The sequence below is a fragment of the Streptomyces sp. NPDC059398 genome (assembly GCF_042751845.1).
Taxonomy (GTDB): domain Bacteria; phylum Actinomycetota; class Actinomycetes; order Streptomycetales; family Streptomycetaceae; genus Streptomyces.
Genome location: NZ_JBHYWP010000109.1, coordinates 12,418 through 27,234 on the forward strand (window position 1 = coordinate 12,418; position 14,817 = coordinate 27,234).

Consider the following 14,817-nt stretch of genomic DNA (forward strand, 5'->3'; position numbering starts at 1 on the left):
ATCGAGCAGGAGCTACCGCCGAAGTGACACCGGGTGACAGGGCCCCGGGCGGTGGTTCGCCCGGGGCCATGTCACCCGATACGGAGATCGCCGCGGGCGAGCGCGGCGGCCACCTCGGCCCGGCCGGGCTGTCCCGCTCTGGCTCCCACCTGTGTGCAGGACAGGCCCGCGGCGGCGGAGGCGAAGCCGGCCGCGTCGAACGGGTCGGAGCCGCGCTCCAGTTCGGCCAGGTAGCAGCCCACGAAGCAGTCGCCGGCGCCGGTGGCGTCGCGTGCCCGCACGCGCAGTGCCGCTCCCCCGCGGGTCTCGCCGGTGGGCGTGTGCAGGCGCCAGCCCTCGGCGCCGTCGGTCACCACCACATGGGTGCCGTACGCCACCGCCGCGTCGCGGGCGTCCTGGCCGAGCAGCCGTTCGGCCTGCGCCCGGCCGAGTACCACATGTTCAGCGGCGGACAGTGCGGCCCGCGCGCCGTCCGCCCGTTCGCAGCCGTCCAGGTCCACGACGGTCCGGATGCCCGGTGCGTCCGCCAGCAGCGGGGCGGCCCACGGAAAGCGGTAGCCGTCAAGGTACAGCCAGCCGCCGCCGGCTGCGGCGAGCCGTCGCACCGTCCCGGCCACCTGCGCTTCCGTGACCTCGTCGTCCTGGCTGATGACCGAGCGCTCACCGTCCGGGGTGACGAGCAGAACCGCCGTGGTGAGACTGCCGCTTCGGGAGGCCCACTCCACATTCACCCCCGCCGCGCCGAGCCCTTCGAGGAAGGCGGTGCTGAGCGGATCAGCCCCGACCACACCGGCGAACCTGGCATCGGCTCCCACCCGGGCGGCGGCCGCGGCCGCGTTGGCGGCCATCCCCCCGTCGTGCCGCCGGATGTCGCGCGCCTGTACGCGGTCCCCGGCGCCGGGGAGCACCGGAACGTTCACGGTCAGATCACTGTTTCCGTACCCACAGAAGACAATCATGAAGAGGTAACCCAATCTCCGCCGGGCCGCCGGGCGGCGGCATTCTGACGGGGCGTGACATCGGCCGTCCCACGCCTGCCGGTCCGGGTCGGCACCGGCCGGCCGGTCGCGTACGGCCCCGGGACCCGGCCCGGCGGCAGGAGCCGCCGCCGGCCCGGCGCCGCTCTCGTGGCGGCACTCGCTCACCTGCTCGGGAGCTCCTACCGGGTCGTTGAGGCTGGACCGTAGAGCGCGTACGGCGGACGCGTCAACGGGCGGCTTCCCATCCGTCGCCCGCCGCACGCGCCCCGTGGCACAGACCGGGGCACGAACGCTCCGCTCCCGCACGTCACACAAAGTTACGCCATCCGACCGGTTGACCAAACGTCATGACGTTCGCATGATTTGGGGCATGGCTTGGGACGACGAAGACTTGATGGACGGCCCGGTGTCGAAGTGGCATCAGATCGCCGAGCGGCTGCGCTCGGCGCTCGCCAAGGGGGAGTTCGCCCCCGGTGATGCCCTGCCGTCCGAGACGATGCTCACCCGGCGCTTCGGCATCAGCCGGACCACGGCGCGCAGTGCGCTGAACGAGCTGGAGAACGAACAGCTGGTCACCAGGCGGTCCGGCCAGGGCACTATCGTGCTTCCGCCGAAGGTCGAGCAGCCGCTGAACCTGCTGGCCTCGTTCGCGGACGACATGCGAGCGCGGGGCCTGCGCCCCGGCTACCGGCTCAACGGCGTCACCGTCCAGCCCGCCCCGGCGGACGTCGCCAGGGAACTGGGCATCGACGAGGGCGACCGCACGGTCTGCGTCGACCGTGTGCTGCTGGCCGACGACGAGCCGATCGCCTCCAGCGTCTCATGGCTCGCGGCCCGGATCGCCGACCCGGCGGCGCCTCCCGGCGAGGACGCGCTGCGGGACAGGTCGCTGTACGAGTGGATCGAGCGGACCACCGGCACCCGGATCAGCTCGGGGCGGGAGTACATCGACGGCGGCCTCGCCGACGCGCAGCTGGCCGAGCGGCTTGATGTCGCGAAGGGCGCCCCGATCCTCATCGCACGCCGCCGCTCGCTCTCCGCGTCCGGGGACCCGCTGGAGTACGTGGCGATCACGTACCGCGCCGACCGCTACCGCTTCAGGATCGAGCTGTCCCGCCCATGACGACCACCCCGGACACACCGGACACCCAGGGCACACTTGCCACCACGGCACCGGCGATGACCGCGGCAGCCGAAGGCCCGCATCCCGGCGCTCCTCTTCAACGCCCCACCAGGACAGCGCTGTTGGTGGGAGACACGGTCTTCGACACCACGGTACGGGTCGACGCCCTCCCGGCGGCCGACGAGAAGGTGGTGAGCACCGACCTCACCGACGCCCTCGGCGGCGTGGTGACCAACGCGGCCGTGGCCTGCTCCCTCACCGGAGCCCCCACCGCCCTGGTCAGCGCGGTCGGATCCGACACGGCGGGCCGTGAGTGCGTCGCACGGGCCGAGCGTGCCGGTATGGACTTCCGGCCCGAGGTGACGGACGGACGATCGAGCCGCGCCGTCATCACCATCGCCGAGGACGGCGAGAAACACCTCGTCCTCGTGCCCGGCGCACGTATGTACCCGTCCGACGAGGTGTGCCGGACCCTCCCGCTCGACGGGACGGGGTGGCTGCACACCGCCGTCTACGATCCGGCCGCGGCCCGCACACTGCTGGCCCGGTGTGCCGAGAGCGGTGTGCCCTGGTCGATCGATCTGGAACCCGCGACGTTCGCCGACGGCATCGAGACCCTGGCCGCTCATCTCGACGGCGCCGCAACGGTGTTCTGCAACGCCCGCGCCGCACAGGCCATCGGCCCCGAGCCGGAGCGGGTCCTCTTCGGACTCGGCGTCCGCTCGGTGATCTTCACCGACGGTTCGCGCGGCGCCCGCTGGTGCACCCCCGGCGGAGCAGAGGGTTCCGGCCGCATGGTCGGCGTCCCCGCCCCGTCCGACCCGCCGCCCGTGATCGACACGACGGGGGCGGGAGACTGCCTGGCCGGGTCGTTCGTCGGCATGATGCTGGAGACCGGCGATCCGCTGGCGGCCCTGCGTTACGCGGTGACGGCCGCCTCCCACAGCTGCTCGGGGTTCGGGGCCGGGGCGTCCTATGCCACCCGGGCCGAACTGGCGCGGCTGCACGGGCCCGCCGATGTGCCCCCGGCTGCTGAGGCGGTGGCGTCATGAGTCTGCTGAGTGAAGAAACCGACGTCTTCGAGGCGGCCCCGGGGCAGCGGTGCGCCGTGATGTTCCTGGCGCGGTGGCGTACACCGCGTCCTGCGGACCCCGGCCGGATCGCGGATGCGCTCGGGGAGGAGTGCGCGGCGTTGCAGGAGGACGGCTGGCGGCTCTCGGTCGACCGCATCCTGGCGGGCGACGTGGCGGAAACCGGTGACGGCGGACAGCAAAGTCCGGTCGGGGACGTACCCACGGTGTACGAAGCCGGTTTCTCGCATGACGTCGACATCGTCGGCATGTTCGAGGCACCCTCGCCGACGGCGGCGCTCGCGGGCACCGTACGGCTGGAACGGGCCGGCTGGGACCGCGCACTGCGCACCGAATGGCTGCTCGGGCCGCGGGAGTTCCTGCCCGTCGCGGGCTCCGCGTCCTCCCCCGAGCGGGACCGGTGGGCCTTCTTCGCGCTGTGGAAGTGGAACAGCGCCTGGCAGGCCGCGACCGCGCAGGAGCGGCGCGCCTACGACCTGGAGTGCGACGTCGCGTTCGCATCCGACGTACGCGGCGGCGCGGCCATCGCGGGCCGGCACCGTCTCGACGGCGCGAGCCAGTGGGACCACATCGGCGTCTGGCGGGTACCGGGCGTCGAGATGGTGGACGCGGCGATGCGCGAGCACGCGCGGGTGGCGGACTTCAAGTTCACCACCTCCCGCCACTACATCGGTCGTCGCACACCGCTCGACGACGCCCTTCGAAGGAAGTGACTGAGGACATGACATGAGCGACGTCGTCTGGCTGCACCACTCCCTCCCCCGTACCACCTGGTACGACCTCCCGCCCGGTCAACGGGCGCAGTACGAAAGGGACTTCCAGGAGCAGCGCGCGGCATCCGAGCGGCACGGCGGCAGCCTCGACGGCCGCTACCACGTACGCGGACAGAGCGACTACTCCCATGTGGAGATCTGGACTTTCCCCAGCGCGGAGCAGGCCTTCGACCACTGGTCCCGGCTGGTGGCCGCCGGATACACCGCCTGCTTCGAGTTCTCCAACCAGGTGGGCCTGGCCGACCCGGCCACCCCGTCCGCCTGAGCACCACAAGAGAGGAACCCATGAACAACCCTGCCCCCCGGACCGAGGACCAGCGACCGCTAGGGGTCTTCCCGCCGAAGGACTCGGCGCTGGACTCGATCTTCGGCACCGACCGTGTCGTCATCGGCGTCGTCCACTGTCCTCCGCTCCCGGGCAGCCCCCACTACCGCGGCCAGTCGGTCGCCGAGCTGATCCGGTTCGCCGTGGAGGAGGCGACCGCGTACCGCGAGGGCGGCGTCCACGGTCTCATCGTGGAGAACGCCTGGGACCTGCCCTTCCCCAAGCCGGAGGACCAGGGCTTCGAGACGGCGGCCACGCTGGCCGTGCTCGGCGACCACGTGCGCGAGAAGGTGGGACTGCCCGTCGGCGTCAATGTGCTGGCCAACGGCGCGCACTGCTCGATAGCCACCGCCCAGGCGTCCCAGTCGTCCTTCGTCCGGGTCAACCAGTGGGCCAACGCCTATGTGGCCAACGAGGGCTTCATGGAAGGGCTCGCCCCGTCGGCGACGCGCTACCGGGCGAAGCTGCGCGCCGAGCACATCAAGGTGTTCGCCGATGTGCACGTCAAGCACGGCTCGCACTCCATCATCGCCGACCGCTCCCTGGCCGAACAGACGGAGGACGCCGAGTTCTTCGACGCGGACGTGCTCATCGCCACCGGCGGACGTACGGGTGACGAAGCCGCCGAGAGCGAGGTCCAGGGCATCCTGGACGCGACCCGGCTGCCGGTGATCATCGGCTCGGGTATGAACGACGGCAACGCGGAGCGGCTGCTGTCCCAGTGCCACGGAGCCATCGTGGCCTCCGCGCTGAAGGAGAACAGCCGCTGGTGGGGCCGGGTCGACCAGGCGAAGGTCCGGGCCTTCACCCGCCACGCCGAGAAGGCCGGGTACCAGCTCCCGTAAACAGTCGGCTGTCCGCGCGGACGACCCGTTCGCCGTGAGTGGCCGAATCCGGTGGGCGGGGCGTGCGGGCGACTGACGAACGTCGCCCCGCACCCTCGCACACCGGTAGGCACGCACAGCCGCACCACCCCGCACACCCGCACACCCGCACAACGCCACAACGCAGAAGCACGGGCCCCCTGGTACGCACCCCACCCGGTTCCACCCCGCCGGCCCGCCCCGCTCGCCCCACCCAGTACCGGACGAGCCCCCGCTCGCCGCGGCTCCCGGCCGACGAGCGCCCCGCCGAACGAGCCCGCGCCGAACAGGGCCGCGCCCGACGGCTCGTGCCCCCACCGGGCCCCGTACCACCGCGCAGCCCCACCCGGGGCCCCATCGACGTACCCGTGACGTATCCGCCGGGATGTCGCCCACCACCCACAGCGGCCCACGCCGGCCGGCAGCACACTGGAGGCACCGCCATGCCCGAACGGGAATCCGCCCCGCACCCCACTGCGCCCGAACAGCCGCTGAGCGCACGGCTCATCAGCAGCAACACCGGGGAATGGGAGCGCGCGCTCGCCATGCCCTTCGTCCGCGAGGTCACATCCGACACCGTCAGCGACGCCGTCTTCGCCCGCTATCTGCACTTCGAGCGCGAGTTCGTGGACACCGCGGCCCGGCTGGCGGGCGCGGCGGTACGCGAGGCCCCCACCCCCGGCGCCCTGGCGGGGCATGCCAGGACTTTGCACGCGCTGGTGACGGACCAGTACGCGTACTTCACCGAGGCCCTGGAGACCACCGGCATGCCGGAGACCGGCGAACGGGCCGGCGCGCAGGCCGCCACCCTCACCCAGGAGGTCCTGGACGCCGCCGACTCCCTCGGCTATCCCGCCATCGTGACCTGTATGTACGCGGCGGAGTCGCTGTACCGGACGTGGTGCGCGGCGGCCGCACGCACGCCGTCGGCGCGTGCGGAGATCGCGGACTGGGTGCACCTGCACACCGTCGCGCCCTTCACCACCCAGGTGCGCTTCCTTGAGGACGAGATCGACGCACTGGAGATCACTCCGGCGACCGAGGCCGAACTGGTCGCGGCCTTCGGCCGGGTCCTCGCGGCGGAGGTGGCCTTCCACGACGCCGCCTACGTCGCATGACGCCCCGTACGCAAGCAGCCCCGACCGAGACCGTCCCCCACTGCTGATCGCTCGTAGCTAAACGGAAGGTGGAGCGATGCCGGACCTCCGCGAACACAGGAACCTCCTCGAAAAGGCCGGCCTCCCCCGACCTCTGGCGCTGGGATATGTCGCGCTGGCGCTCTTCATGATCGGAGACGGGGTCGAACAGGGCTATCTCTCGGCGTTCTTGACCGACGAGGGGTTCGCCGCACACCGCATAGCGGTGATGTTCACCCTCTACGGCGTCACCGCGGGAATCTCGGCGTGGATGGCCGCCGCCCTCTCCGACGTCTTCGGTCCACGCCGGCTGATGGTGGCCGGCGCGGTGGTGTGGGTGATCTTCCACGCCCTGTTCGTGACGCTCGGGGTGATGGACCACTCCGGCGCGCTGCTGCTGATCTGCTACGGGCTGCGCGGATTCGGATATCCGCTGTTCGCCTACGGGTTCCTGATGTGGATCGTCAAGACGGCGCAGCCCGCCCGGCTGGGGATGGCTGTCGGCTGGTTCTGGTTCGCCTACATCGCCGGATTCTCCACGCTGAGCCCGCTGGTCGCCAAGGCGAGCATCGCCGCCATCGGCCCGCTGCCCACCCTGTGGGCGGGGCTGGTCGTGATCGCGGCCGGTACCGGGATCGCGCTGGCCGTACGGGCCCCCGGCGGGAACCGGCCGGTCTCGAAGCTGGAGGAGAACCCGCTGCGCGGACTGGTGAACGGCGTCTCGATCCTCTGGCAGGAGCCGAAGGTCGCCGTGGCGGGCATCGTCCGTGTCATCAACGGTGTCTCACAGTTCGGCTTCCCGGTCTTCCTGCCGGTCTACTTCACCAAGTCGCTGGGGTTCCCGCTCGGTGACTGGCTCACCATCTACTCCGTGATGTACCTGGTGAACCTGGGCGCCAACCTGCTCGCCGGGTACTGGGGCGACCGCTACGGCATCACCCCCGTACTGCGCTGGATGGGCTGCGCGGGCTGCGCCGTCACCACCGTCGCCTTCTACTACATACCGACCGCCACGCACAGCTTCTGGCTGTCCCTGCTCACCGGCTCCCTCTTCTGCGCCTGTCTGGCCGGCTTCTCCCCCATGTCGGCGCTGATGCCGCAGATCGCTCCGCGGCGTACCGGTGCGGCGATGGCCGGCCTCAACCTCGGTGCCGGTCTTGGCACCGCGGCCGGACCCGCGCTGGTGAGCCTGTGCCTGGGCCCGCTGGGCGTGAGCGGCGTCATGTGGGTGTTCGGCGCGTGTTACGCGATCGGCGCCGTCCTGACCCTCTTCCTCAGGGTGTCCTCACACACCCCGGCCAGCACCCCTGAGGGCGAACTCTCCGTCTCCTGAAATGTTCTGACCAACCGTCCGAACATCCCGTCCTGACCGATCCGTCCTGCCCCTGCTGGCCCCTTACCGCCGGAGTCCCTGCCACCGAGGACAGGGTCTCCGGCCGTACGGGGTCAGAGAGCGATGAGCCCGGCCGTCGTCTCCCTGAAGCCACAGGCGTCGAAGTAGAACGGCCGCAGATGTTCCTCGAAGTCGACGTGCAGCCATTCGCACTTCGCACGACGTGCCCCCTCGGCCGCGGCTGCGACGAGCGCGGCGCCCACACCGCCGGTGCGGCGGTGCCGGGCCACCACTGTGTCCAGGATGAAGGCGTGGGCGCCACCGTCCCAGGCCACGTTGACGAAGCCGGTCAGTGAGCCGTCGTCGCGGGCGCAGACCCAGCCGAGACTGTGGCGTTCGAGCCGTGCACGCCAGTCGGTACGACCGGCCGGGGAGCCGAAGCCTTCGGCGTGCAGGGCGTCGAGGGCGTCGTTGTCGAAGTCCCCGCGCCACTCGTACGTGATCGTCACGCCGGGATCCTAGACCGGCTCCGCCGGGGGCTGCCAGCCGTTGGCGAGGATGCCGAAGACTTCCTCGACAGCGGCTCCGTGGTCCTTCCGCCCCTGGGCAAGGACCGGAACCTCCAGGACGAACCGGGCCAGCGCCGCGCAGGCGAGGTTGTCGTGGTCCACGCCGTACTCGTCGGCAATGGCCGCCCCGAGGGTGTCGGTGTGCCGGGCCCACATGCGTTCGGCGTACGCGCGCAGCGCCGGAGTCGAGTCCACCAGGTGGTTGAACTCCTCCCGCTGCGGGTGCGCAGCGATCGGCAGCCAGGTGTCGAGCACATGCTGGCGCAGGGCGTCGAGCACGCTCTGGCCCGTGGCCCGCTCCCGCACTGCGGCGATCAGACGTGCGTCGTTGCTCTCCTCCTGGTCGAAGACGAGCGCTTCCTTGCCGGTGAAGTGCTTGAACACCGTGGCCGTCGACACGTCGGCGGTTTCGGCGATGTCCCGCATGCTCACGCCGTCGTAGCCACGGTCCAGGAAGAGCCGGAGTGCGGCGTCGGCGATCGCTTGCCGGGTGGCCGCCTTCTTGCGTGCGCGGCGGCCGACGGGGGGTTCGGTCATGGCGCGAGCCTACCTGATGGTGGAACCTGAATTTAAGTTGTCACATTCTACTTTTTTGCCTACTCTACTTTTAGGTGCGGAAGCGGGTCGGTTCCAGGCACAGAGCCGGGCCGGCCTGCTGCACCGGTACGCCGCCCCTGCGAAGCGTCGGCACCGGAGCCGTCCGCCCCCGCTCACCCCACCCCCGCCCGACCGGCGAAAGGAACACACATGACCTCACCGAACCCCGCACAGGCCCGGATCAGCATCATCGGGGCCGGTCCCGGCGGGCTGACCTGCGCCCGGATCCTCCAGCAGCACGGCGTCGCCGTCACCGTCCACGACCGTGACGCGGGCCCCGGCGCACGCAACCAGGGCGGCACCCTGGACCTGCACGCCGACAACGGCCAGATCGCCCTGCGCACCGCCGGACTGCTCGACGAGTTCTTCGCGCTGGCCCGCCCCGAAGGGCAGGAGATGCGCCGCCTTGACCCGGCGGGCAGGCTCACCTCCCATGAAGTCCCCGGCCCCGACGAGCTGTTCAGGCCGGAGATCGACCGCGGTACCTTGCGCGACCTCCTGCTCGGCTCACTGGAGCCCGGCACCGTGCACTGGGGCCGCGCCCTCCAACGCGTCAGCGGCCCCGCGCGCGGGCCGCGGCAGCTGCACTTCTCTGACGGCACCACCGTCGAGACGGATCTGGTGATCGGCGCCGACGGCGCCTACTCCCGGGTGCGACCCGACGTGTCCCCCGCCGTTCCCGGATACACCGGGGTGAGCTTCCTGGAAGCGTGGTTCTCCGACGTGGAGAACCGTCACCCCGGCATCGCCGGACTGGTCGGGCAGGGCAGCGCCCACGCGGCCGACGGCGAGCGCGCCATGTTCGCCCAGCGGGGCGGCGACCACCACATCCGCGTCTACCTCATCCAGCGCGTTCCGGCCGACTGGATCGGCGCGAGCGGCCTGACGGCAGGCGATACCGACGGAATCCGTGCCGCGCTCCTGGAGCGGTACGGACATTGGTCGCCCCGTATGCGCCAGATGATCACCGACAACGAGGGCCGGTACGTCGACCGCCCGATTCTCGCCCTGCCCGTCCCGCACATCTGGGAGCCCAGCCCGACGGTGACCCTGCTCGGCGACGCCGCACATCTCATGCCGCCGCTGGGCGAGGGCGTCAATCTCGCCATGCTGGACGCCTGCGAGCTCGCGCTCGCCCTGGCGAAGTCGGGCACCGTCGACGAGGCCCTCCGCACCTACGAGGAGACCATGCTGCCCCGCTCGGCCGAGACGGCCCAAGCCCTCGAAGGCGGCGCGGAGCACCTGCTCGCCGCCGGGATGCCCGACTTCGGCGACGCCGCCGCCCAGCGGTGACACCCGCTCCGGGCCGGGCCTGCCGGGCACCGGGGCCCGCCAGGGTCACCCCGTATCACCGTGCGTGGCGCCACCAGTAGCGTCCGACGACGAGTTCCTCCAGGTCACGGAGCCGGTCGGCCGCCATACGCGCGGAGCCGGCGGGGTGTTCGCACGCGATACGGAGGTCGGAGACAAGGTGGGCGGCCTCGCGGGCCTCACACCGGGCCCGAAGGAGGCCAGGAGAGGTCCCCGTCGTCCGGGCGATGACGTCGAGCACGGTCTCCATATGGGGGCCGCTGAACCGGGCCAGGAAGAACCAGTCGTCGGCCGGCTCCCCGAAGCGGGCCCATTCGAAGTCAAGCAGGGCCGTCACACCCCGGTCATCTGCCAGCCAGTTGTCCCAGTGGCAGTCCGCGTGGACGGGGACCAACGCCCGTACGGGCAGCGGAGCCCGCTCCGCGATCGCCGCCACGCCCGCGAGCAGCCGCGGCCGTACGGTCCGGTGCCGGTCCAGCGCGGCGAGCCGCTCCACCTCGGCGGCGAGCGCGTCCCGGCCGACGAATCCACCGTGGTCGAGCGGCTCCCCCAACGTCCGCGCGGCCCGCTCCGACGGCGCCCAGGTGTGCAGGAGACCGAGCCGCCGGACCGCCTCCTGCGCCCACCGGCGGACGGTCCCACCGTCCGCACCGGGCAGCCCCACGCCGGGGGCGGCCCCCGGTGCGCGCGCGTAGCAGGCGTAGCGGATGTCGCGCGTCCCCAGCCGGTGGAGGCCGCTGCCGAGCAGCGGGGCGGTGAGCCCGGCGGGCAGCTGGGACGCGAGGACGGTCTCCCGGTCCAGCCGGGTGTGTCCGGCGGCATCGATGATCTTCACGACGGCACCGGATCCGACATACACGTGGTGGGAGCTGCTCTCCACGATGACCATGGGGCCGGGGTCACACCCCAGGGCCGCCGCGCCGATCGCGCGAGCGGCGTCGTGGGCCTGCCGCAGATCGGGCGGGTGCGAATCCGGCAGGCGCCGCTCAGGCAGGCAGGAATCGGGCAGATGCGTATCGGACGGCCGGGAGCCGGACATCGGTACTCCAGCCGAAAGCGATGATTGAGCGGGGATCGTGAACGGTGATCCCGCCGACGGGACCCATTGATTATCCCCGCGCCGCCGTGTGAAGTAAAGATCCACCAGCGCGGCAGGCGGCCATCAGCCGGACCCGTTCGCGCTGGTCAACGCGCGCATACGGTGGTCCAGTTCAGTGCGGTAGAACTCGATGAAACCGTCCGGGTCCGGGCCGGCGTTCTGCATCACCAGACGGTCGAACCCCGCGTCCACGAACGGCTGGGCCACTTCCACATAGCGGGCCGGGTCGGGGCCGCAGGCGAACTGGGCCAGAACGTCCTCTTCCCGCACGGTGGTGGTGGCCGCTTCGAAGTTGGCGGGGTTGGGCAGTTCGCTCATCACCTTCCACCCGGTGAGCGCCCAGCGCGAGGTGTCCAGTGCGGCCCGCGCCGCGGTGTGCTCGTCGGGCGCCCACGCCATGGGCACCTCCACGTACCGCGGGCCGCCGCCCCCGGCCTTCCGATACGCCTGGACGAGGTCGCTCCTGGGCTCGGTGGCGAAGAGCCCGTCCCCCAGTTCGGCCGCGATGCGCGCGGCGTGCGGACCACCGGCCGCCACCGCGATCGCCGGGAGTTCCTTCGGCAGGTCGAAGACCCGGGCATCGTCCAGCCGCAGATGGCGGCCGTCGTACGAGCAGTATCCGCCCTGCCACAGCAGCCTGATGATCTCCAGCGCCTCACGCAGCAGGGCGTGCCGCTCCGGCACCGAGTTGGGGAATCCGCTGCCGGTGACATGCTCGTTGAGCCGCTCGCCGGAGCCGACACCCAGGGTGAACCGGCCGTCCGACACCAGCGCGAGCGTCGCCGCGGCCTGGGCGATGACGGCCGGGTGGTAGCGCACGGTGGGGCAGGTCACGCCGGTGGCGAGCCCGATGCGCTCGGTCCTGGCGGCGATGGCGCCCAACACCGTCCACACGAACGGAGAGTGCCCCTGATTGTCCAGCCAGGGGTGGTAATGGTCGCTGATCTCCACGAAGTCGAACCCGGCCCGCTCCGCGCGCACCGCCTGCTGGATCAGTTCGTCCGGGCCGTACGCCTCGGAGGCAAGCTTGTAGCCGATCTGCATCTACTCTGCTCCTCGTTCGCTCGGGCAGCAGACCGTCCCCGTACCGGCCAGATCCGTCACCGTCAGCATAAGGGAATGCATACGATATGGCCTTAATTCATCAATTCGCCCTCCTCCTGGGAGGCGGACACCGGGACGCCCCGCTCCCCGCGGCTACCCCCGCCCGGCGCGGACACTCAGCGGCGGAATCCACCGAAATGATGGGTACGCGGCCGTCGCCGCAGTCGGCGTTCACGGCATCCGGGCAGGCCAGGACTCTGAACGGGCTGTCAACAAACTGTTAGCGTGGCCGGATTCCGACACCCCTCATGTTCCGAGGCTCTCGATGAAACATCTCTCGCGGAGGCAGTTCGCCGCTTCGTCGCTCGTACCGCTGGGAGCCGCCGCGCTCCTGCCCGCGGCGCCCGCCCACGCCCAGGAGACAGCCGCTCCGCAGACGGCCCACCGCAGTTCCGGAGACCCCTTCCGGGACGGGCTCTCCGACGTACTCGACCTGCACGGTCTTCCCGAGGCGGCCCAGCCCCCCGGGGACAATCCGCTCAATGTCTTCGCCGACCTCGGCGCCTGGCACGCCTACGGTCTGCCATCGGCGAAGGACCACGCCCATCTCGGAGGCTTCAGCGGGCCCCTGTATATCGCCGAGGAGTACCCCTGGTACCTGAGCCGGGCCTTCAGCCGCTTCGGGCTGGCCGACGAGCGCTCAGGGCGGACCGTGGACCTGTCGGCGGACCGGTCGCCCCGCCTTGAGGCCCGGCCGGGGCTCCTGACACAGTCGTACGCCGTGGACGGGCTCCACGTGACCCTGGAGCTCCGGTACGCCGACCACCGCACCGCCCTGGTCAGGGCGACGGTCCAGAACCGGGGGCACCGGCACCGTGAACTGCGCGCCCGCTGGACGGGCGCCCTGCTGCGCCACACCAGCGAGCCGGTGCGCAGCGCGCCGCGGCTGCACGCGACCGGTGACGGCGTCGCGGTCCGGTTCGCGGAGGTCCGCTCGTTCAAGGACTTCCTGACCACCGCGCAGACCCGGTTCGAGGTGGTGCACGCGGGCCCTGTCCGCACCACCGTCCACGGCGACGAGTACCGCACGACCGCACACCGGCCGACGGAGCTCGCGCCGGGCGCGACCGCCACGTTCGTCTGGACCGAGTCGTACACGTTCACCGACGCCGAGCGTCGCGCGAGTAGCCCGGCGGTACGGGAGGCGCTGGCGCACCCGGACCGGGTCGCGGACCGGGCAGACCGCCGGTGGCAGCTCTATCTGACCCGCGCCCTGGGCGGGGTGGCCTCCGACCGCCGCCGGGTCGCGGCGAAGGCGGTGCAGACCCTGGTGACCAACTGGCGCAGCCCGGCCGGCGCGCTCCGCAAGGACGGCATCACTCCCTCGCTCACCAACACCTCGTTCGCCGGGGGCTTCTGGGCCTGGGACTCATGGAAGGAGGCCGTCGCGACGGCTGCCTTCGATCCCGGACTGGCCGCCTCCACCCTTGAGTCGATGTTCGACTACCAGATCAGCGCGGACTCCCCGGACCGCCCGCAGGACGCCGGGATGGTGCCGGACGCACTGTTCTACAACGACATCCGCCAGGGCGGCCTGAACTGGAACGAGCGCAACTCCAAGCCCCCGCTGGCTGCCTGGGCCGCCTGGCAGGTCTTCGAGCGCGGCGGCGGCCGGGCGTTCCTGCGCCGGATGTACCCCAAGCTCAAGGCGTACCACGCGTGGTGGTACCGCGACCGGGACCACGACCGGAACGGCCTCGCCGAGTACGGCGCCACGGTGGACCCGGCCAACAACAGCACCAAGGAACGGAGGCTGGCGGCCGCCTGGGAGAGCGGGATGGACAACGCTCCGCGGTTCGACGACACCCAGGTGCTGACCAACACCGACCGGTCGGGGCGCACCATCGGCTACTCGCTGGCCCAGCAGTCCGTCGACCTCAACTGCTTCCTGTACGCGGAGAAACGCTTCCTCGCACGGATGGCCACCGAGCTCGGCTGGCGGGGCGAGGCAAAGGACTGGAACCGTGAGGCGGATGCCCTGCGGGACCGGATCAGGACCCGGACGTACGACCCGGGCACCGGCTTCTTCTACGACTGCGGTCCGGACGGGGGCGGCCCGCTGACGGCGGCAGGCAAGGGCATCGAAGGAGCGGTACCGCTGTGGGCCGGGGTCGCGACCGCCCGGCAGGCCGCCGCTGTCCGCACCGCGCTCACCGACCCCGCGCAGTTCCGCACCCCCATGCCGCTGCCGACGGTCGCGCGCGACAACCCGAAGTTCGACCCGACCGGTTACTGGCGCGGTCTCGTCTGGCTGGACCAGGCGTACTTCGCCCTGCGCGGTCTGTCCGACTACGGCTACGACCGGGATGCCCGAGCCATCGGCGAACAGCTGCTCAAGCATGCGGACGGCCTGCTGGGCGACGGCCCCATCCATGAGAACTACCAGCCGCTGACCGGCGAAGGAGAGAACTCCTCGAACTTCTCCTGGTCGGCGGCGGTCGTTCTGGAAATGCTGCGCGACGGGTGAGGGGTCCGGGATACGGCGGGGGCCCCGACCCCGCCAGAGACAGTCT

14 protein-coding genes are annotated in these 14,817 nt (G+C 71.4%); 9 read left to right on the plus strand and 5 right to left on the minus strand.

Annotated elements, in window-relative coordinates; all coding sequences use genetic code 11:
* Nucleotides 1-71: 71 nt before the first annotated feature.
* Nucleotides 72-959, minus strand: coding sequence for a carbohydrate kinase family protein (locus ACFXBC_RS29590; RefSeq protein WP_385031141.1), 888 nt, complete (start codon nt 957-959; stop codon nt 72-74).
* 391 nt (nt 960-1,350) lie between these two features.
* On the opposite strand from ACFXBC_RS29590, the gene ACFXBC_RS29595 reads away from it, so the two are divergent.
* The 7 genes from ACFXBC_RS29595 to ACFXBC_RS29625 all read left to right on the plus strand — a co-directional run bounded on the left by ACFXBC_RS29595 (nt 1,351) and on the right by ACFXBC_RS29625 (nt 7,624).
* Nucleotides 1,351-2,103 carry a GntR family transcriptional regulator gene (locus ACFXBC_RS29595; protein WP_385031144.1) on the plus strand — a complete coding sequence of 251 codons (753 nt, stop codon included), beginning with the start codon at nt 1,351-1,353 and terminating at the stop codon, nt 2,101-2,103.
* Complete coding sequence (locus ACFXBC_RS29600) at nt 2,100-3,155, plus strand: carbohydrate kinase family protein (protein ID WP_385031147.1); 1,056 nt, start codon at nt 2,100-2,102, stop codon at nt 3,153-3,155. The genes ACFXBC_RS29595 and ACFXBC_RS29600 overlap by 4 nt, the downstream gene beginning before the upstream one ends.
* Nucleotides 3,152-3,907, plus strand: coding sequence for a hypothetical protein (locus tag ACFXBC_RS29605; protein WP_385031150.1), 756 nt, complete (start codon nt 3,152-3,154; stop codon nt 3,905-3,907). Before ACFXBC_RS29600 ends, ACFXBC_RS29605 begins: the two co-directional genes overlap by 4 nt.
* 13 nt (nt 3,908-3,920) lie before the next feature.
* Nucleotides 3,921-4,232 carry a hypothetical protein gene (locus tag ACFXBC_RS29610; protein WP_385031153.1) on the plus strand — a complete coding sequence of 104 codons (312 nt, stop codon included), beginning with the start codon at nt 3,921-3,923 and terminating at the stop codon, nt 4,230-4,232.
* Nucleotides 4,233-4,252: 20 nt separating this feature from the next.
* Entirely contained in the window at nt 4,253-5,137 is an 885-nt protein-coding gene (locus ACFXBC_RS29615; RefSeq protein ID WP_385031155.1) for a BtpA/SgcQ family protein, read from the plus strand.
* Between the two features lie 461 nt (nt 5,138-5,598).
* The gene (locus ACFXBC_RS29620) at nt 5,599-6,273 is read left to right on the plus strand and encodes a TenA family protein (RefSeq protein WP_385031158.1); all 675 of its coding nucleotides are present in this window, start codon (nt 5,599-5,601) and stop codon (nt 6,271-6,273) included.
* A 76-nt stretch (nt 6,274-6,349) separates the two neighbouring features.
* Nucleotides 6,350-7,624: an MFS transporter gene (locus tag ACFXBC_RS29625; RefSeq protein ID WP_385031161.1), complete on the plus strand. Its 1,275-nt coding sequence runs from the start codon at nt 6,350-6,352 to the stop codon at nt 7,622-7,624.
* Nucleotides 7,625-7,737: 113 nt separating this feature from the next.
* Here ACFXBC_RS29625 and ACFXBC_RS29630 read toward each other — a convergent pair whose 3' ends face one another.
* Together ACFXBC_RS29630 and ACFXBC_RS29635 are read right to left on the minus strand one after the other, a co-directional pair.
* Entirely contained in the window at nt 7,738-8,133 is a 396-nt protein-coding gene (locus ACFXBC_RS29630) for a GNAT family N-acetyltransferase (RefSeq protein WP_385031164.1), read from the minus strand.
* A 9-nt stretch (nt 8,134-8,142) separates the two neighbouring features.
* Nucleotides 8,143-8,730, minus strand: a complete 588-nt coding sequence (locus ACFXBC_RS29635; RefSeq protein WP_385031167.1) for a TetR/AcrR family transcriptional regulator — start codon at nt 8,728-8,730, stop codon at nt 8,143-8,145.
* Between the two features lie 210 nt (nt 8,731-8,940).
* Between ACFXBC_RS29635 and ACFXBC_RS29640 the strand changes: the two genes are divergently transcribed.
* Nucleotides 8,941-10,083 carry an FAD-dependent oxidoreductase gene (locus ACFXBC_RS29640; RefSeq protein ID WP_385031170.1) on the plus strand — a complete coding sequence of 381 codons (1,143 nt, stop codon included), beginning with the start codon at nt 8,941-8,943 and terminating at the stop codon, nt 10,081-10,083.
* Nucleotides 10,084-10,138: 55 nt separating this feature from the next.
* Here the strand turns inward: ACFXBC_RS29640 and ACFXBC_RS29645 are convergent, their stop codons facing one another.
* Together ACFXBC_RS29645 and ACFXBC_RS29650 are read right to left on the minus strand one after the other, a co-directional pair.
* Complete coding sequence (locus ACFXBC_RS29645) at nt 10,139-11,140, minus strand: phosphotransferase family protein (RefSeq protein ID WP_385031173.1); 1,002 nt, start codon at nt 11,138-11,140, stop codon at nt 10,139-10,141.
* A 123-nt stretch (nt 11,141-11,263) separates the two neighbouring features.
* Nucleotides 11,264-12,244: a TIGR03557 family F420-dependent LLM class oxidoreductase gene (locus tag ACFXBC_RS29650; RefSeq protein ID WP_385031176.1), complete on the minus strand. Its 981-nt coding sequence runs from the start codon at nt 12,242-12,244 to the stop codon at nt 11,264-11,266.
* 325 nt (nt 12,245-12,569) lie between these two features.
* Between ACFXBC_RS29650 and ACFXBC_RS29655 the strand changes: the two genes are divergently transcribed.
* The gene (locus ACFXBC_RS29655) at nt 12,570-14,771 is read left to right on the plus strand and encodes a trehalase family glycosidase (RefSeq protein ID WP_385031179.1); all 2,202 of its coding nucleotides are present in this window, start codon (nt 12,570-12,572) and stop codon (nt 14,769-14,771) included.
* Nucleotides 14,772-14,817: the final 46 nt, after the last annotated feature.